Annotated in this window: 19 protein-coding genes and 1 tRNA gene; 12 read left to right on the plus strand and 8 right to left on the minus strand. The window is 67.4% G+C overall.

Translation table 11 applies throughout. The features are described from left to right. Positions 1-52: 52 nt before the first annotated feature. Positions 53-1,180, plus strand: a complete 1,128-nt coding sequence (locus tag BMW51_RS04030) for an acyl-CoA dehydrogenase family protein (protein ID WP_093003491.1) — start codon at positions 53-55, stop codon at positions 1,178-1,180. A 142-nt stretch (positions 1,181-1,322) separates the two neighbouring features. Beyond that, a complete protein-coding gene (locus BMW51_RS04035) occupies positions 1,323-2,225 on the plus strand; it encodes an acyl-CoA thioesterase (protein ID WP_093003493.1) in 903 nt (300 codons plus the stop codon). A gap of 3 nt (positions 2,226-2,228) precedes the next feature. On the opposite strand, the gene BMW51_RS04040 is transcribed toward BMW51_RS04035, so the two are convergent. From BMW51_RS04040 to folE, 3 genes are read right to left on the minus strand one after another with little or no spacing between them, the layout of a single operon-like run. Next, the gene (locus tag BMW51_RS04040; protein ID WP_093003495.1) at positions 2,229-2,582 is read right to left on the minus strand and encodes a dihydroneopterin aldolase; all 354 of its coding nucleotides are present in this window, start codon (positions 2,580-2,582) and stop codon (positions 2,229-2,231) included. After that, positions 2,575-3,303 carry an SDR family oxidoreductase gene (locus tag BMW51_RS04045; RefSeq protein WP_093003497.1) on the minus strand — a complete coding sequence of 243 codons (729 nt, stop codon included), beginning with the start codon at positions 3,301-3,303 and terminating at the stop codon, positions 2,575-2,577. The genes BMW51_RS04040 and BMW51_RS04045 overlap by 8 nt, the downstream gene beginning before the upstream one ends. Before the next feature lie 8 nt (positions 3,304-3,311). Continuing rightward, positions 3,312-3,938 carry a GTP cyclohydrolase I FolE gene (folE, locus tag BMW51_RS04050; RefSeq protein ID WP_093003499.1) on the minus strand — a complete coding sequence of 209 codons (627 nt, stop codon included), beginning with the start codon at positions 3,936-3,938 and terminating at the stop codon, positions 3,312-3,314. 208 nt (positions 3,939-4,146) lie between these two features. Between folE and BMW51_RS04055 the strand changes: the two genes are divergently transcribed. The 4 genes from BMW51_RS04055 (at position 4,147) to BMW51_RS04070 (ending at position 8,291) form a co-directional block, all read left to right on the plus strand. Further along, the gene (locus BMW51_RS04055) at positions 4,147-7,170 is read left to right on the plus strand and encodes a TonB-dependent receptor (protein ID WP_093003501.1); all 3,024 of its coding nucleotides are present in this window, start codon (positions 4,147-4,149) and stop codon (positions 7,168-7,170) included. 104 nt (positions 7,171-7,274) lie between these two features. Further along, positions 7,275-7,481 carry a hypervirulence associated TUDOR domain-containing protein gene (locus BMW51_RS04060; RefSeq protein ID WP_093003503.1) on the plus strand — a complete coding sequence of 69 codons (207 nt, stop codon included), beginning with the start codon at positions 7,275-7,277 and terminating at the stop codon, positions 7,479-7,481. A gap of 144 nt (positions 7,482-7,625) precedes the next feature. After that, a tRNA-Arg gene (locus BMW51_RS04065) sits at positions 7,626-7,702 on the plus strand. A 118-nt stretch (positions 7,703-7,820) separates the two neighbouring features. Beyond that, positions 7,821-8,291: a hypothetical protein gene (locus BMW51_RS04070; protein WP_093003505.1), complete on the plus strand. Its 471-nt coding sequence runs from the start codon at positions 7,821-7,823 to the stop codon at positions 8,289-8,291. 98 nt (positions 8,292-8,389) lie between these two features. Here BMW51_RS04070 and BMW51_RS04075 read toward each other — a convergent pair whose 3' ends face one another. The 3 genes from BMW51_RS04075 to BMW51_RS04085 form a co-directional block, all read right to left on the minus strand. Next, positions 8,390-9,772, minus strand: coding sequence for a Coenzyme F420 hydrogenase/dehydrogenase, beta subunit C-terminal domain (locus BMW51_RS04075; protein WP_093003895.1), 1,383 nt, complete (start codon positions 9,770-9,772; stop codon positions 8,390-8,392). Further along, a complete protein-coding gene (locus BMW51_RS04080; RefSeq protein ID WP_177171502.1) occupies positions 9,765-10,835 on the minus strand; it encodes a polysaccharide pyruvyl transferase family protein in 1,071 nt (356 codons plus the stop codon). The genes BMW51_RS04075 and BMW51_RS04080 overlap by 8 nt, the downstream gene beginning before the upstream one ends. Positions 10,836-10,916: 81 nt before the next feature. Continuing rightward, on the minus strand, positions 10,917-11,582 hold the full coding sequence (locus tag BMW51_RS04085) for a nitroreductase (protein ID WP_093003509.1): 666 nt from the start codon (positions 11,580-11,582) through the stop codon (positions 10,917-10,919). A gap of 79 nt (positions 11,583-11,661) precedes the next feature. Between BMW51_RS04085 and BMW51_RS04090 the strand changes: the two genes are divergently transcribed. From BMW51_RS04090 to BMW51_RS04100, 3 genes are all read left to right on the plus strand, one after another. Then, positions 11,662-12,846: an acetyl-CoA C-acetyltransferase gene (locus tag BMW51_RS04090; RefSeq protein WP_093003897.1), complete on the plus strand. Its 1,185-nt coding sequence runs from the start codon at positions 11,662-11,664 to the stop codon at positions 12,844-12,846. Between the two features lie 17 nt (positions 12,847-12,863). Then, positions 12,864-13,646 (plus strand): SDR family NAD(P)-dependent oxidoreductase, encoded by a 783-nt coding sequence (locus tag BMW51_RS04095; protein WP_093003511.1) that lies wholly within the window; start codon positions 12,864-12,866, stop codon positions 13,644-13,646. Between the two features lie 252 nt (positions 13,647-13,898). Next, complete coding sequence (locus tag BMW51_RS04100; RefSeq protein WP_093003513.1) at positions 13,899-14,339, plus strand: acyl-CoA thioesterase; 441 nt, start codon at positions 13,899-13,901, stop codon at positions 14,337-14,339. A gap of 25 nt (positions 14,340-14,364) precedes the next feature. On the opposite strand, the gene BMW51_RS04105 is transcribed toward BMW51_RS04100, so the two are convergent. After that, entirely contained in the window at positions 14,365-15,165 is an 801-nt protein-coding gene (locus tag BMW51_RS04105; protein ID WP_093003515.1) for a crotonase/enoyl-CoA hydratase family protein, read from the minus strand. A 110-nt stretch (positions 15,166-15,275) separates the two neighbouring features. On the opposite strand from BMW51_RS04105, the gene BMW51_RS04110 reads away from it, so the two are divergent. Continuing rightward, positions 15,276-15,755: a PaaI family thioesterase gene (locus BMW51_RS04110; RefSeq protein ID WP_245708261.1), complete on the plus strand. Its 480-nt coding sequence runs from the start codon at positions 15,276-15,278 to the stop codon at positions 15,753-15,755. Beyond that, positions 15,752-16,135, plus strand: a complete 384-nt coding sequence (locus BMW51_RS04115; protein WP_093003517.1) for a PaaI family thioesterase — start codon at positions 15,752-15,754, stop codon at positions 16,133-16,135. The genes BMW51_RS04110 and BMW51_RS04115 overlap by 4 nt, the downstream gene beginning before the upstream one ends. Positions 16,136-16,162: 27 nt before the next feature. On the opposite strand, the gene BMW51_RS04120 is transcribed toward BMW51_RS04115, so the two are convergent. Continuing rightward, positions 16,163-17,422 carry a PQQ-dependent sugar dehydrogenase gene (locus tag BMW51_RS04120; RefSeq protein ID WP_093003519.1) on the minus strand — a complete coding sequence of 420 codons (1,260 nt, stop codon included), beginning with the start codon at positions 17,420-17,422 and terminating at the stop codon, positions 16,163-16,165. Between the two features lie 212 nt (positions 17,423-17,634). On the opposite strand from BMW51_RS04120, the gene rimP reads away from it, so the two are divergent. Next, positions 17,635-18,195 (plus strand): ribosome maturation protein RimP, encoded by a 561-nt coding sequence (gene rimP / locus BMW51_RS04125; RefSeq protein ID WP_177171503.1) that lies wholly within the window; start codon positions 17,635-17,637, stop codon positions 18,193-18,195.

Consider the following 18,195-nt stretch of genomic DNA (forward strand, 5'->3'; position numbering starts at 1 on the left):
TGAGGCGTCCCTCACCCCGACCCTCTCCCCGTAAGGGAGAGGGAGTTAGACAATGCCGCTTTTCCTGAACGACGAACAAACGATGCTGCGCGACACCGCCAAGGACTTCGTCGCCGAGCACGCCCCCGTCAGCCACATGCGCGCGCTCCGCGACGCCGATGACCAGACCGGGTTCAGCCGCGACCTGTGGAAGCAGTTCGCAGAAATGGGCTTCACCGGCATGCTGATCGGCGAGGATCAGGGCGGCCTCGGGCTCGGCCATGTCGAGGCTGGCGTGGTGCTGGAGGAAATCGGGCGCAACCTGTCGCCCTCGCCGTTTCTGTCGACCGCGGTCGCGGCGGTCGAGGCATTGAAGGGCAGCGCCCAGGCCGAACGCTGGTTCCCCGGCATCATCGCGGGCGACACGGTCGTCGGTCTCGCGATCGACGAGGGCGCGAAACATCGCAATGCCGTCGGCATGAAGGCCGAGCGTTCGGGCAACGGCTTCAAGCTGACCGGCGCCAAGCAGTTCGTGACTCATGGCCACGTCGCCGACCTGCTGATCGTCGCCGCGCGCACCGCCGGATCGGCGGAGGACGAGGACGGCGTGACGCTGTTCGCGGTGCCGCGCGACGCAGCCAATCTGTCCGCGCGTGCAGAGCGGCTGACCGACGCCAGCCTCGCCGCGCGCATCGAGTTCGACGGAGTGGAGGTCGACGCCGACGCGGTGATCGGCGAGGTCGACGCTGGCCGTGACCCGCTCGGCCGGCTGCTGCGCGCGGGCCGCACCGGCGCCGCGGCGGAGATGCTCGGCGTCGGCGGCGGCGCGATGGATATGACGCTCGGCTACCTCAAGGAGCGCAAGCAGTTCGGGACCGTGATCGGCAGCTACCAGGCGCTCCAGCACCGCGCAGCGCATCTCTATTCCGAGATGGAAGTCGCGCGCGCCGCGGTGCTGAAGGCGCAGCAGTTGCTCGATCTGGGCGACAACCGCGCAGAAGCGGCGGTGTCGGTCGCCAAGGCGATGACCGGCATCGCGACCACCCTGGCGGTGCAGGAGGGCGTACAGATGCACGGCGGCATCGGCATGACCGACGAGTATGACATCGGCTTCTACATGAAGCGCGGGCGCGTGCTGGCCGAGATATTCGGCGACGCCAACTTCCACGCCGACCAGCTCGCGCGCGCGGCGGGCTATTGACGAGCCACTATCCTCCCCGGCACGGGGAGGGGGACCATGCGCAGCATGGTGGAGGGGGAGCACGGGCGGATCGCAGGTGGCGATCCTCCTCCACCACCGACCTTCGGCCGGCGGTCCCCTTATCCATTCTGGCGAGGATAAGATGACCGACCAAGCGCCCCCCTCCCCGACCGAACTCGCCGCGGACCTCGTCGACCTGCTCGACGTTGAGGAGATCGACACCGACCTGTACCGCGGGCGTCGCTCGCGCGGTGGCGTCGGGCGCGTGTTCGGCGGGCAGGTGATCGCGCAGGCATTGCAGGCGGCGCAGCGCTCGACCGACGCGCCCAAGATCGCGCACTCGCTCCACGCTTATTTTATGCGAGCGGGCGACGAGCAGCACCCGATCATCTACCGTGTCGTGCGCGATTTCGAGGGGCGCAGCTTCGCCACCCGCCGCGTCATCGCGATGCAGCGCGGACAGCCGATCCTCAACATGGCCACCTCGTTCCAGGTGCCGGAGGAAGGATATCATCACCAGGCGCAGATGCCCCAGGTGCCCGCCCCCGAGACGCTGGAAAGCGAGGCTGCGATCCGCGCGCGCGAGAGCGTCCACGTCGACGAACGCTTCCGCGCCAATCTGACCCGCCCGCGCCCGGTCGAGATTCGGCCGGTCTACCCGCGCAAGTGGTTCAAGCCGCAGCCGACCGACCCGGTGCAGCACAGCTGGTTTCGCATTTGCGCCCCGATCGGTGACGACGCCGCGGTGCACCGCGCGGTGCTCGCCTATGCCAGCGACATGGCGCTGCTCGGCACCTCGATGCTGCCGCACGGGATCAACTGGACCTCACCCGGTCTACAAAGCGCGAGCCTCGATCACGCGCTCTGGCTCCACGAACCGTTCCGCGCCGACGAGTGGCTGCTCTACGCGACCGACAGCACCTGGGCGGGTCACGCGCGCGGGTTCAACCGCGGGCAGATCTTCACGCAGGACGGTCGGCTGGTGGCGAGCGTCGCGCAGGAAGGCCTGATCCGCATGCGCGAGCCGAAGCCCAAGCCCGCCTGACGCTCAGTCGCGCGTGCGGACGATCTCGCACCCGACGGTCGCGTCGGGGTAGATGTCGAGCTTGGTCGAGCGCACCCGCACCTCGCGCACGCGCGCGTCCGCCAGGCACAGCGACGCGACCGCCTCGACCAGCGTTTCCTGCAACGCGAAGCCCGGCCCCGTGGCGAGCGCGTGCACCCCGTCGCGGACGAAGTCGTAGTCGAGCACTTCCTCGATCCGGTCCGCACTCGGCGGGTGCGCATAACGAACCCGCAGGTGCACCGACAGCCGCACGCGCTGCGGCGTCGTCTCGTGCGGGTGGATGCCCAGCCGCATCGCCACGTCCAAGTCGTCGAGGATCACGGTATAGTCAGGCATCGCGGTCCTCGAACATCACGTCGCGGTCGCGCGCCAGGAAGCGTTGGCCTGCGTCGACGAACAACGTCTGCCCGGTCGTGCTCTGCGCGCCGAGCAGGAACAGCACCGCCTCGGCGACCCGCCGCGCGCCGACCGGATGCTGCAACAGATTGCGGCTGGCGACCTTCTCGAACTCGGCGTGGCTCTGGTCGCCGCTCGGCAGCGTCAGCCCGGGCGCGACCGCATTGACGCGCACGCGCGGCGCGAACGCCTGCGCCAGCATCGTCGTCGCCCCCCCGAGCGCGTATTTGCTCAACGTGTAGGAGAAGAAATCGGGGTTGGGATTGGCGAGCTTCTGGTCGAGCAGATTGACCACCGCGCCCTCGCGTCCCTGCGCCGCCAATGCCGCGGTCAGTGTCGCGGGCGCCAGGCAGTTGATTGCGTACAATCGCGCCGCGAGCACCGGGTCGAGTGCGTCCGCCGCGTCATACTCGAACAACGAAGCGCTGTTCACCAGACCGTCAATCGGCCCCGCCGCCGCCGCGCGCGCGAACAGGTCGGGCAGCGCCGCGGTGTCGGCCAGATCGCCGCCGATCGCACTGCCGCCGAGCTCGGACGCCAGCGCCTCCGCTTCGTCGCGCGACGTGCCGTAGTGGATCACTACCCCGTGCCCCGCACCCGCGACCGCGCGCGCGATCGTGGCGCCCAGCCGCTTCGCACCACCAGTGACCAGCACGCGCATGGGATCGCTCAACCCAGCCCCATCAGCGCCAGCACTTCCTTGCGGCTGCGCTCGTCGTCGCGGAACACGCCCATCATCCGGCTCGTCACCATCGCGACGCCGGGCGTGCGCACCCCGCGCGCGGTCATGCACGCGTGGCTCGCCTCGATCACCACCGCGACACCTTGCGGACGCAACCCATTCCAGATGCAGTCGGCCACCTCGGCGGTCAGCCGCTCCTGCACCTGCAATCGCCGCGCGAAGCCGTGCAGCACGCGCGCCAGCTTGGAGATGCCGACGACGTGGTCTTTGGGCAGATAGGCGATGTGCGCGCGCCCGATGATCGGCGCCATGTGATGCTCGCAGTGCGACTGGAACGGGATGTCCTTCAGCAGCACGATCTCGTCGTAGCCGCCGACCTCCTCGAACACGCGCGACAGGTGGACGCCCGGGTCCTCGCTGTAACCGCTGCAATATTCCTTCCACGCGCGCGCGACGCGCTTCGGCGTATCGACCAGTCCCTCGCGCGTGGGATCGTCGCCCGCCCACTCGATCAGCGTGCGGATCGCCGCCGCCACATGGTCGGGCACGGGCAGCTTGCCGTCCGCTGCTACCAGGTCGCCGTCCTCGGGCTCGCCACTCTCGATCGTCGTCATCTCGGTTTAAACGTCCTTCCGCCGCGCGTGGTAGCAGAAGTCGCGCGACATTCGACAACTGTCTCTTTTCGGCCACGTTCACTGGCTGCGCAACATCCAACAATAATTTCGTTTGACGACGCTCGTTTTTCGTCGTCTGCTCCATACCGGTTCATCGAAACACCGCAACACCGCCGTAGAGCGGGGGCGGTTCCCAGGAGGGGATGCCATGAAGAAGTTCGACCTGCTCGCCGCGTCGGCGCTCGCGCTCGTGACCTCGATCCCTGCGCACGCACAGACGGGGGCCACCACCTCGTCGCAGAATACCGCACCTACAAACGGCCCCGGACAGGAGGCCCCCTCCTCCACCCCGACGGACACGCAGACGAGCAGCCAGGCGGCCGCGACCGATCAGGGCTACGCCCCCGACATCGTCGTCACCGCTCAGCGCCAGTCGCAGCGACTGCAGGACGTTCCGATCGCGGTTACCGCCTTCACCGCCGACAACCTCGAAAAGCAGCAGATCGTCAACCCGGTCGCGCTGCAGCAATCGCTGCCCAACATCACCTTCACCAAGACGAATTTCACCTCGTCCAGCTTCACCATCCGCGGCGTCGGCGACCTGTGCACCGGCACGACCTGCGACAGCGCGACCGCAATCCACGTCAACGATATGCCGCTGCTCGCCACGCGCCTGTTCGAGAGCGAATTCTTCGACCTCGAACGCGTCGAGGTACTGCGTGGTCCGCAGGGCACGCTGTTCGGCCGCAATGCGACCTCGGGTGTGGTCAACTTCATCACCGCCAAGCCCGATCTGTCGGGCATCCACGCCGCAGGCGAGTTCGAGTACGGCAATTACGATTCGAAGCGCGTCCGTGCGATGTTCAACCTGCCGTTCACCGACACGCTCGGCATCCGCGTCGCCGGCACCTACCTCAAGCGCGACGGTTACACCCTCAACGAATATACCGGCAACCGCATCGATGGGCGTGACCTCTACTCGGTGCGCGGCACATTGTCGTGGGAGCCGAATCCCGACACCCGCGTCGACCTGATCGCTTACTACTTCCACGAGAACGACGACCGCAGCCGCATCCAGAAGCAGCTGTGCAACCGCGACTCGACCGGTATCCTCGGCTGCTCGCCCGACCGGCTGGCGAACGGCATCACCAACGGCAATTCGTCGCTCGCCTCGATCTTCACCAGCCGCGAATTCCTGACCGTATCGGGCGCCGGCGCGCTCGCCCCGTTCGCGCTCGGCAGCGTGTACCAGACGCCCGACGCCTTCTCCGGCGCGAGCAACCCGACCGACGTTCGCCGCGTCAGCATCGACGCCGAGCCGACCTATTTCGCCGAGGAACAGCAATACACCGCCAAAATCTTCCATGACTTCGGTAAGATCAGCTTCAACTTCACCGGCGGCTACATGAAGAACAAGGTCGACTCGACGACCGATTACACGCTGGCGGTCGAGAATAGCTACGCCAACAATGCCGGGCTCAACCTGCTCAACCTGATCGGCCGCCCTGGCGCGCCCGGCGCGGTGCTGAACGGCGTCCGCCAGACACTGATCCCGAACGGAACCGCGACCATATGCCAGTCGCTGCCCGACGCCAACAATTCGGGCGTTTACGGCGGCGCGGGCGTGTGCGCAGCCACAGCGCTCGACATCGACCGCTCGTTCAACAAGGCGCGGCAGTATAGCGCCGAGGCGCACATCGACAGCAAGTTCGACGGCATGTTCAACTTCCTGCTCGGCGGCATCTATTTCGACAGCAAACAGAGCAACGATTATTACGTCAGCGCCTTCGGCCTCGATTACGCCTCGGGACTGCTCGGCGCCGGGCGGTCAGGCGGCACCTCGTTCGCGGCGACACCTTTTTACCGCAACAGCACGCCGCTGTTCCGCCTGAAAAGCTACGGCATTTTTGGCGAAACCTATTTCGAGTTCAACGATCGCGCCAAGCTGACGCTCGGGCTGCGCTACAACCACGACGACAAGTTCGTCCGCGCGCGCACCTCGCTGCTAGTCGACAACGGCACGCCCAGCGTACCCGTTCTGGTACCCATCGGCACCACCAGCGCCTTCCCGACGATGGACGGGGGCCGGTATGATTACGATGCGACCCGCGCCGGCGTGCAGCCCTATGCCGAGGACAGCGTCAACTTCTCGCGCGTCACGGGCCGTGCGGTGTTCGATTACAAGATCACGCCGGACAATCTGCTCTACGCATCCTACTCGCGCGGCTACAAATCGGGCGGCATCAACCCGCCGCTGTCGCCAGTCTTCTCGGTCCCGACCACCTTCGCGCCCGAGAGCGTCGACGCCTTTGAGATCGGATCGAAGAACACCTTCGGCGGCGGCGCCTTCCGGCTCAACCTGACCGGCTTCTACTACAAGTACAAGAACCTGCAGCTGTCGCGCATCGTCGCGCGCACCGCGGTCAACGACAACGTCAACGCCGACATCTACGGCGTCGAGGCCGAGGCGGTGATCAGCCCGATCCCGCGCTTCGTCGTCAACATGAACGCCAGCTACCTCAAGACCAAGGTTGCCGACGATCGCTTCCTCGCCAACCCGCGCGATCCCTCGGGCGGACGCTCCGACGCGGTCATCATCAAGGATATCACCAACGCGGCGAACTGCGCGGTGGTGCCGACGACGCCAGGCAACGCTGCTGGGGTGAACGCCTTCGTCAACGCGGTCAACGGCGGGATTGGCACCTCGTTCGGCAATCCCACGCTGCTGCGGCCCACGCAGGCGGTACCCGGCACCAACACCACCGGTGCGTTCAGCATCTGCTCCGCACTCACTGCGCAGGCGGCCACCGTGGGTGCGGCGTTCGGCGGCATCCAGGTGCTCGGCTCGGGCGTCGAGACGAACGTTCGCGGCAACCAGCTGCCCAATGCGCCGACCTACAAATGGTCGGTCGGCGCGCAATACACGATCGATTTCGCCGACAGTGGCTTCACGCTCGTGCCGCGCGTCGACCTCAACTACACCGGCAACGCCTGGGGCACGATCTTCAACAAGAACCCGATTGACCGCCTGCCCGGCTACGAGGTCGTCAACGCGCAGATCCAGCTGAACGCGCCCGATGATCGCTTCTACGTCCGCGGATTCGTTTCCAACCTGACGAAGAACAACGCAACAACCGGCCTTTATGTGGGCGATCAGTCGTCGGGGCTGTACACCAACATCTTCACCATCGAGCCGCGGCGCTACGGCGTCGCCGCCGGGTTCAAGTTCTGATCCACGCGCGCGCGGCTCGTCCCGACATGGGATCAGCCGCGCGCGCAACCTTTGCCGTCGCCGCCGATTGATCGCGCACTGATCCAGGTCAAAGGAGAAGGCGCATGACGAAGGAATTGCACAAGGGCGACGAGGTAAAGTGGAAGTCGCACGGCGGCGAGGCGCACGGCACGGTCGAGAAGAAGCAGACCAGCGACACCAAGATCAAGAGCCACCAGGTCAAGGCATCGAAGGACGACCCGCAATATATCGTGAAGACCGACAGCGGCGCGAAGGCCGCGCACAAGCCCGACGCGCTGAAGAAAGCCTGATTGACGCAGGGGGCAGGGAGGAGGCCGAGCGTGCCACCTTCCTGCCTTCACGCACGATGCCACCGCGCTTGCTCGCTAAATGGCCACCTTACGCGCCTACGTCTGTTGATTAAGAACCAGTCGCGCGATACGCATTGCGCCTGTGCCCCCGTAGCTCAGCCGGATAGAGCGACGGTTTCCTAAACCGCAGGCCGTGAGTTCGAATCTCGCCGGGGGCACCACCCGCTCGCACTGCATCAGACACACGCTAAAGTCCGAGCGCTCCTCGCCTACACTGTAAGTATTCGCGGGTAGACCTTCCTCCATAGTGGACGTACCCCGGACATGGGAGTGCGGCCGATGACAAAGACGACGACAGCAGTTCTCGTCCCCTGTCGTATCAATGTCGATACGCGCTGGTACGACGCCTGCATTCACGAGATCGGTCCCAATGATATCGTCATTTCGACGACGGCGTCGCTCCGCCGCGGAGATAACGTGCAGGCACGCCGTGGTACGTTGACGATCAACGGCCACGTGTCGTGGATACGCAACGGCCGCATCGGCATTGCGACGCAGAACTCGGTCAGCGTTGGCGCGATGCTCGACGAGCCTCGGCATACGGCCAGACGAGCGCCGTCCGGCGAGCGGCGAAACGTCGCTCGTGCTTCCTCCATCGCCCAGGCGGAGCGAAGCCGGCAGATCGGCTCCGCGATGCAGTTCGCCGCGCTCACGCTGGCGACCGGCGGCGGTGCTTACCTGCTTGTCACGCAGCTGTACGTCGCGCTGACCATCCCGCTGACACGCATCTCCGCGGTACTCGGCAGCTGAGCCGCCGTAGACGGTATTGGTCTCGCACTCCGATCTCGCGATCTAACGACATCATCGCCGCGCCCAGTGGCCGCGTACGAATGCTCTATGCCGGAGCGCTAGCCGCGCTTCTCCGCGCGGTCGAACCACGCACCCAGCTTCCCCTGCGACCACGCAAGCGCCTGATAGAAGCCGAGCGCCGCCTTCGCCGGTCGCAGATAGATCGCATGCCAACCCGTCCGTCGCCCAAGCCAGAAAAGGCGGTGGCTCCACCACGCGATCACCGCGCGCGTGCGATAGACCAGCCGCCGCCGCGGGCTCAGCGTACCCGCGCCCGGCGCGACGCGCTTGACCGGACGCACCCCGCGCCGCCACCATGTCAGCCGGTAGGCGAGCCCTTCGCGACGGTGCCGGAACCCCGCCGCCTGCGTGCCGACGATATAGTTCGCGTCGACCTGGGTCAGCGCCAGCCGCCCGTCCGCCACCGCATCCGCGACCATCGCCGCCAGCTCGGGCGAACGCACCACCGCGACGTTGCTGCCGCGCCCATCGGAGGAATAGGGTTCGACCCAGGCATCGCCGAACGCGATGTCGGCGGTTTCCGCCACAACGTCGTCGCACATGTTGCAGGCCGAGTTCTGGAAGAACCCCGCCCCCCAGTCACCGTCCGCCAGATGCCACCAATCCTGCGCGCGTGCACTTTCGTCCGCGAGCGTCAGATGCGCGCGGTACCAGTTCGCCGGGCGTCCTTCGTCCTTGATGCGGTAATCGACGCCGCGCACTTCCTTGATCGGCGTATCCAGCTGCCAGGCGAAACTCTCCACCAGACGCGCGCTCTTCATGTGGCCGCAGAACAGCCCCAGCGTATGCGTCACGCGCTCGGCAATCACCGGATCGCTGCGGCGGAGCAGCTGCACCGCCTTGATGAAGCACGGCACGCCGACGATCGCGTACCGCCCCGGTGTGGCGCGGATCGCGCGAATGATCTCGGTCAGGTCGATGGGGTAATAGCGCGACTTCGCGCCCTCGGCGATCTCGGCGCGGGTGCGTGACAGGCGATAGCGAAAGAAGCGCGCGTCCTCCCCGACCGGCTCGGTCGCGACCACGTGCGCCACCGCGTCGACGCGGCCCGTGCGCAGCAGCTCGTTCGCGACCCAGCTGACCATCCCGCCAGAGCTGCCGTCGCTGCGAAACGAGCCTTCCGCGACGTGCCCGACCCAGGCGTGCTCATACCGCCCGATCCGCGCATCGACGTGCGGCGCATCGGGCAGCCGCTCGGCCGCGATCACGTCCTCGTTGATGGCCGAAGGAGAAAAGGGGCAGCGCGCAGCGAAGGACGGCGTCGGCGCGTCATACCAATCAGCCGGACCATCGGGCTTCAACTGCCCGAACGCGTCCCACGCCATGCCCGCGCCCGGCTTATCCGCCGCGCAGCCACCGCACCCGATGCACAGACCCGAGCGGACAATCTCGCGCGGCGCTAGCGCGGGTAGCTCACCCAAGCGCTGCATCCAGGAACGCCGCCGATTGCACGCGCATGCTTGCGATCGCCTCACCGACGCGAGGCGCGGGGGGTATTTCCAGCAGCCGGTCGAACGCCGTCGCGTCGCTTTCGGCGGTCACGACATGCTCGCGCGCGTCGAGCGCGTTGGTCAGGTCGCGCACCTTGTTGAAGCGATACTCGCTCGGCGAAGTGACGAACGGCTTGTCGTTCACCAGCGCGAAGACGCAGCCGTGGAAGAAATTGGTGATCACCGCGCTCGCCCCCGCCATCAGGCTCGCGAACTCGTGCGGCCCCGCCTCGATCAGGTGCCGCTCGACCCAGTCGTTGCGGTACCCCAGGCTGACCAGCTCGACACCGCTACGCCGGCTCCACGCGCTCACCTGCTGCTGCAACCAGTCGGGAAAGACGTGGCCGTAGACGAGCGCGTAGGGCCGCTCCGCAGTGGCCGGTGCCGCGCGCGCGATCTCCGGGAATTGCAGGCACGGGTCGAGCACCATTGCCGGCTCCTCGCCCAGCGCCTCGACCACCAGCCGCCGCGCATTCTCGTCGCGCACCGACACTGCGGTAAAGCGCGCCAACCGCTCGGCCCATTCCGGTGCGATCCCATCGCTCGCGTCGTGATTGCCGAAGCTCGCCGCGTAGGAGATCAGCCGCGGTGTGCGCAGCCCCTCGCCGAAGAAGATCGGCGTCCCCCCGTACCAGGGATGGCGAAAATTCCACACCTCGTCGCTGCCGACGACGACCGCGTCATAGCCCGCGAGCGTTTCGGGCTGATCGAGCCGGAAGCGCTCGCTCTGCGGCAGCGCGTCGAACGCGGCGAGGAACGTGCGCCCCTTCTGCTTGTAGCGCGGCAGATCGTCGGCTCGCGAGCGTTCGGGCAGGCTCGGCTGAAACGCGCAACGCCACTCGGCGCGCGCCACCGCGTCGTCGTGATGGTCGAGCAGCACCGCATCGTGCCCGCGCGCGCGCAGACCCTCTACCAGGCAGCGCGCCTGCCAGTAGGAACCGTAATTGATGCAACGATGAAAGGTGAGAACGCCGACGCGCAGGAGAGAAGCCATTGCGCCCCTCATGGCAGCAACCGTGACGCGTTCCAACCGCGACGGCTGCTAACCTCGATCAAGTTCGCCCAGCAGCGCTGCTCATCCCCGTACCGTCAGCCACTCCTCTTCCGGCGCGCGCGCCGAGCGCGTCAGATTGGCGGGATCGTCCGTGTCCTCATACCCGATCGCGACGCCGCAGAAGAGCATCCGCTCCGCCGGTGTCCCCAGAAACGCCTCCACCGTCTGCGGGAACATCGCCCAGCACTCCTGCGGACAGGTGGCGAGGCCGTGCCCGACCGCCAGCAGCATCAGATTCTGCAGGTACATGCCGAGATCCGACCATTGCGGCGGGCCCATGCGGCGATCCACGGTCACGAAATAAGCCGCGGGCGCGCCGAAGAACTGGAAATTGCGCGCGAACCACGTTGCCCGCGCGCGCTTGTCCTCGCGCGGGATGCCGAGCCGACCGTACATTTCCTCGCCGATCGCGAAGGTGCGCTGACGATAACGATCGTCCATTTCTTTCGGATAGATGTCGTAACCGGGCGCTTCCTTCTCACGCCGCTCGATCTTGCCCGCCATGATCTCCTTCAATCGCCGCATCGTATGGTCGTGAACGATGTCGACGTGCCACGGCTGAATATTGCCGCCGGTCGCGGCGCGCGCGGCCCTGATCGCGATGTCCTTCAACAAAGCCGCATCGACCGCGCGGTTCAGGTACCCGCGGACCGAGCGTCGCGCCGCGATCGCCTGTGACACATCCATCCGCTCGTCTCCGCTCTTGCCGTTCGCCGCGATTTGCGCGATCAGGGGGAGGATAACAACTGTTATGGAGAGGCGGAAGATGGCCGAGGCTTATATCGTCGACGCGGTGCGTACAGCCGGGGGCCGACGCGGCGGCAAGCTGGCGGGCATCCACCCGGTCGACCTCGCCGCGCACGTGCTCGACGCGCTGGTGGAGCGTAGCGGCATCCCGCCGGAAGCGATCGACGACGTCGTCATGGGTTGCGTCAGCCAGGGTGGCCAACAGGCCGGGCAGGTCGGCCGCAACGCCGTACTCGCCTCGAAAAAGCTGCCGCAATCGACGCCGGCGGTGACGATTGACCGCCAGTGCGGCTCGTCGCAGCAGGCGATCCAGTTCGCCGCACAGGCGGTGATGTCGGGCACGCAGGACGTGGTGATCGCGGCCGGCGTGGAAAGCATGACGCGCGTGCCGATGGGCTCGACCTACAAATTGTTCAGCGACGCCGGCATGGGCAACAACAAGTCGCCCGGGCTCGAGGAGAAATACCCCGGCGTCCAGTTCAGCCAGTTCACCGGCGCGGAGATGATCGCGCGCAAATACGGTTTCTCACGCGAGGACACCGACGCCTACTCGCTCGGCTCGCACCGCAAGGCGGTCGCCGCGGCCGAGGCGGGCCGCTTCGACGACGAGATCGTGCCCGTCGACATCGAAACACCCGAGGGTGAGGTCGCGCACAAGGCCGATGAGGGCATCCGCTACGACGCCAGCGCGGAAAGCATGGCGGGCGTCAAGCTGCTGTCGGAACAGGGAGTGCTGACCGCGGCCTCCGCCAGCCAGATCTGTGACGGCGCCTCGGCGGTGCTGATCGCGAGCGCGGAGGCGGTGGAGAAATACGGCCTCAAGCCGCTCGCCCGCATCGTCAACCTGACCGTGACCGCGGGCGATCCCGTCGTGATGCTGGAAGAACCGCTGTTCGCGACCGACAGGGCGCTCCAACGCGCCGGGCTCACCATCGACGACATCGACCTGTACGAGGTCAACGAGGCGTTCGCGCCGGTGCCGATGGCGTGGCTCAAGCACACCGGCGCGAACCCGGACAAGCTCAACGTCAACGGCGGTGCGATCGCGCTCGGCCACCCGCTCGGCGCCTCGGGCACCAAGCTGATGGCGACGCTGGTGCACGAGTTGAAGCGCCGCGGCGGTCGCTACGGCCTGCAAACGATGTGCGAGGGCGGCGGCGTCGCCAACGTTACGATTATCGAGCGCGTCGACGCGGCGGCATAGGAGCAAGAGGGGAAGACATGAAACTCGACAACACCATTTCCGCGGTCATCACCGGCGGCGCGTCGGGCCTGGGCGAGGCGACCGCGCGCGCGCTGGCGGCAAAGGGCGTCAAGGTCGCGGTGTTCGACCTGAACGAGCAGAAAGGCGAGGCGGTCGCGCAGGAACTCGGCGGCGTCTTCTGCAAGGTCAACGTCACCGACGAAGCATCGGTCGACGCGGGCTTCGAAAAGGCGCGCGCCGCGATCGGTCAGGAGCGCATCCTGGTCAATTGCGCCGGCACCGGCAACGCGATCAAGACCGCCAGCCGGTCGAAGGAAGACGGCTCGATCAAGCACTTCCCGCTCGACGCGTTCAACGCGATCATCCAGATCAATCTCGTCGGCACGTTCCGCTGTATCGCCAAGTCGGCGGCGGGGATGCTCAGCCTCGATCCGACCGAAGACGGCGACCGCGGCGTCATCATCAACACCGCCAGCGTCGCGGCGGAGGACGGACAGATCGGCCAGGCGGCCTATTCGGCGTCCAAGGGCGGCGTCGTCGGCATGACGCTGCCGATCGCGCGCGACCTGATGGGCGAGGCGATCCGCGTCAACACGATCCTGCCAGGCATCTTCAACACGCCGCTGCTCGCCGCCGCGCCGCAGAACGTGAAGGACGCGCTCTCCGCCTCCGTCCCCTTCCCCAAACGCCTCGGCAACCCGCCCGAATATGCCAGCCTCGCGCTGACGATGATCGAGAACGGTTATTTCAACGGCGAGGACGTGCGGCTTGATGGGGGAATAAGGATGGCACCGCGGTGAGCCGCAGCGCGGGACCGGCATAGGCAAAGCCTAAGCCGCCCACGCGCAAGGCCGGCCGGCGGGTCGGCCCCGCCGAACCCGTCCGACGACGCGGGATTAACTCCCGCGTCGGCCGCCCCGAAGTGATCCCGCCGCGACCACTCACCCGCTGCCCGCCGACCGCTCCCGGCGCGAAACTGCCTAGAGCTCCGCCTTTGGCCGAGCTGGCAGACGGGATCAGATCACCCCCCCCCGCCCACCCAGAAAGCCGCCATGCCCCGCCCCGCCCCCTACCGTCTCGACCTCGCCAGCTACCCCGTCCGCGAGTGCGTGCCGACACGCTACCAGGACCTCGACGCGATGGGGCACATCAACAACGTCGCCTTCGCAGCGCTGTTCGAGACCGCGCGGGTGCGCTTCAACTGGCAGCTCGGCCATATCAACCGCGACAATGGTTTCCGGGCCGTAGTGGCGATGAACGCGGTCAACTATCTGGCGGAAGGCAGCTTTCCCGCCGATGTCGAGATCGCGACGGGGATCGGGCGGATCGGCAACCGGTCGTGGGACATACACGCGGTGATGCACCAGCACGGCCGCGCGATCGCGACGTGCGACACTGTGCTCGTGATGACCGATCCGAAGGAGGGCGGTATCCCCGACGACTTCCGCGCGGCGCTCGCGGGTAAGCTGATGAACGCCACCGCAGCCGATTGAAGCGGCGCGCCCTCCCCCAATCGCGTCAGTCCTCGAAAACGGGCGCGCGCTTCTCCATGTTGGCGCGCACCGCCTCGATCTGCTCCGGCTTGCGGATCAGCGCGAGTTGCTCCTCGCTCTCCGCCAGCAGAATCGCGGCCGCGTCCATGTCGGGCAGCGCGTTGAAGATGCGCTTGGCGGCGCGCACCGCCTTGGGGCTGCGCGCGGCGATCTCGCGCGCGATTCTCATCGCACGCGCGTGCGGATCGTCGTCCAGATGCGTGACCAGCCCCCATTCCTGCGCCTCGGCCGCACTGAACTCGCGGCTGGTGTAGACCAGCTCGCGCAGCACATCGTCGCGCGCGGTGCCGCGCCACAGCACGAACCCGCCCATGTCGGGCACCAGCCCCCAGTAGGTTTCGCGGATCGCCAGGCGCGTGGCGGGATGCGCGACGCGGATGTCGGCGCCCGACAGGAGCTGGAACCCGCCCCCCATCGCGACGCCGTGGATCGCGGCGATCACCGGCACGCCCAGGTCGCGCCAGCCGGTGCAGACATATTGCGGAGTATTGGCGATCCCATGCGTCCGCTCGTCGAGCTTGAGCCCCGATCCGCCCCCCGCCATCGATGCCATGTCGAGCCCGGCGCAAAACGCGCGCCCCTCGCCCGACAGCACCACGGCGCGAAGCCCCTGCATCGCCTTCAACCGCTCGATCGCGTCGACCAGCGCGGCGAACATCGCGAGGTCTAGCGCGTTCATCTTGTCCGCGCGCGTCAGCCGCACGTCGGCGACGCCGTCCTTGAGCGTGATCGACACCCGATCGCCATCCACCACCGCGTCACTCATGTCCGCCGCCTCTCCATGCCTCGTGTTCAAGGGCTAGCGCACTGCAGCCGCGCGCTGCAACCAGCGCGCACGCACATTGCCTCTTCGATGCGTCGGTGTAGGAGGCGCGGATGAAATGGGACCCGTCCTCGATGACGCTCGACCAGCTCGCCGCCACCCGGTTCGGCGGACACGGCGGCCGGCTCGGCATCCGCTTCCACGCGCGCGCGGCCGACTGGATCGAGCTTGCGCTACCCTATTCGGACGCGCTTGTCGGTGACGAGGCGAGCGGGGTGATCGCCTCGGGTCCGATCATCGCGATGATGGACATGGCGACCAGCTTCGCGATCTGGAATCAGATCAAGACGTTCGTGCCGCAGGCGACGCTAGACCTGCGCATCGACTACCTGCGACCCGCGCGCCCCGGCCATACGGTGATCGGGCGCGCCGAGTGTCTGCGCGTCGCGCGCTCGATCGCGTTCACCCGCGGGATCGCGCACGACGGCGACCTGGACGACCCGATCGCGCACGTCGCCGCCACCTTCATGATCCCGAGCGGGCAATATCCGCGCCTCGCGCCCAAGGCGGTCGATAGGGAGCAGCAGGCATGAAACTGCTACCCTATGCAGCGCTGCTCGGCGCGGTGCTCGAACGCGCCGCGGACGGCACACCGATCATGATGATGCCGTTCCACGACGGCGTGATCGGCCGCCCCGGCTTCCTGCAGGGCGGCGCGATCTCCGGCCTGCTCGAAGTCGCCGCGATCACCGCGCTTCACCATGCGCTGGCGGAGGAAGGTGGCGGGCGGGTCAAGCCGATCAACGTCACAATCGACTTCATGCGCGGCGGACGCGATCGCGAAACGCGCGCGGCGGGCACGATCACGCGGCTCGGTACCCGCGTCGCGAACGTGGAGGCGTTCGCGTGGCAGGATGATCGCAGCAAGCCGATCGCCGCCGCCCGCATGAACTATCTGATCGAGCGCGACTGAGTCCCGCCCCGCCCCATCCCGCTCGGCTCAACCCTTCGGCGTCAATCGCAGCAGCTTGCCGCCACCGCCCTTCTCGCCGTCCTGGATCACCCAGATCGCACCGTCGGGCGCCTGCGCCACGTCGCGGATGCGCTCGCCCATGTCCCACCGCTCCGCCGCACGCGCTTGCGCGCCATTCACCGCGACGCGCACCAGCGACTTGCTCGACAGTCCGGTGATGAACAGCGAGCCGCGATACTGCGGGAACATCGCACCGGTATAGGCGATCATCCCACCCGGCGAGATCACCGGGTTCCACCACAGCACCGGCGCCTGGAACTCGGGTCGCGAGGGATGGTCGGGGATCTCGACACCCGAATAATTGTCGCCGTTCGACACCAGCGGCCAGCCATAGTTCTTGCCCGGCTCGATCAGGTTGAGTTCGTCGCCGCCGCGCGGCCCCATTTCCTCTTCCCACAAGCGGCCATCGGGTGCGAAGACGAGGCCGTAGGGATTGCGATGCCCGCTCGACCACGTCATCGCACGCGCGCCGCCCGCCTTGTACATCGGGTTACCCGGCCACGCCTTTCCGTCGAGCGTCAGCCGCACGATCTTGCCGAGCAACTGCTCGGGGTCCTGCGCCGGCGTGAAGCGCTGCCGCTCGCCCGAGGTCAGGAACAGCGACTTGCCGTCGGGCGCGAACGCGATCACGGCGCCGAACTGCCCGCCGGGTCCATCCGACCCCGCGCGCCAGATCACCCGCTGATCGCGCAGCTGCTCACCTTCCAGTCGCGCGCGCATCAGCGCCAGGCTCGACCCCCCGTTCGGCCGCGGCTCGGCGTAGGTCAGATAGACCGCGCGGCTGCTCGCAAAGTCGGGCGCGGGCGCGACGTCGAGCAACCCGCCCTGCCCGCCGCCCGCCACCGCGGGCACGCCGCCGACATTGGTCACGCGGCCATCGGCTGCGCGGTGCTTGAGCGCCCCGGCCTTCTCGGTCACCAGCAGGCTCGCGTCGGGCAGGAACGCGATCGCGAACGGCGCGTCGAACTGCCCCATCTCCGCGATCGCGACCGGCGGCGGCGTCGCGGGCATGTTGGCGCGCCCGGTCGTGGCCGGCACGTTGCGCGCGGTCGGCGCGGGCGCGTTCTTCGGCACGGGATCGTTGCTGCCGGCGACCTGTGGCCCCTGCGGTCCGCTCGTCACGTCGGAAGACACGGCGGTCGCACCCCCGCCCTGCCGCTGCGGTTCGGCCGAGCAGGCGGTGGACGCGAGCAGCGCGGCGGTAAAGGCGATCAGGCGCACGGACATTTTCCCGGTTGTTGCAGTACCGACTGCGACAAAGGCGAGCCGCGCGCGATTGTTCCGGCACGGGCCTGTCACGAACTATTGCCAGCGCGCGGAAGCGTTGCCGGCTTGCGGCGGTGGCGCGATCGGTCTATATCACGCGTGCTTTCTCTTACATCGTCAGGTGCAAGGGGCTGCGGGGCCCGGCTCCGCGGCGGCAAGAAACGCATGTTCGGATGACCCGCTTGGACGATACAAACGCCCTTTCAGCCATGATCGCACCCGAGGCCGAGGCGCTCGGTTTCGCGCTGGTGCGCGTGCGCCTGTTCGGCAAGGGTGACGAGCGTACGTTGCAGGTGATGGCCGAACGTCCCGACACGCGCCAGCTGACGATCGACGATTGCGCCGACCTGTCGCGCCGCATCTCCGACCAGCTCGACGCTGCCGAAGAGGCCGGGCGCGATTACATCGACGGCGCCTACCGGCTCGAGGTATCGAGCCCGGGCATCGACCGCCCGCTAACGCGGCTGCAGGATTTCGAGGACTGGAAGGGGCATGAGGCCCGCATCCACCTGACCGCGCCGGTCGACGGGCGCAAGCAGCTGACCGGCGACCTCGTCGGCACCGACGGCGACCGGATCACGATCGACGTGCGCAAGCACGAGCCGATGACGATCGGGTTCGACCAGGTCGCCGACGCGAAGCTGCTGCTCACCGACCGGCTGATCGCCGCCACCGTCCCGCTCTCGCAAGAGGGCGCGGAAGAAGAAGAATTCGAAGAAGAGGACAGTCAGTAA

It is taken from the genome of Sphingomonas palmae, from assembly GCF_900109565.1.
Taxonomy (GTDB): domain Bacteria; phylum Pseudomonadota; class Alphaproteobacteria; order Sphingomonadales; family Sphingomonadaceae; genus Sphingomonas; species Sphingomonas palmae.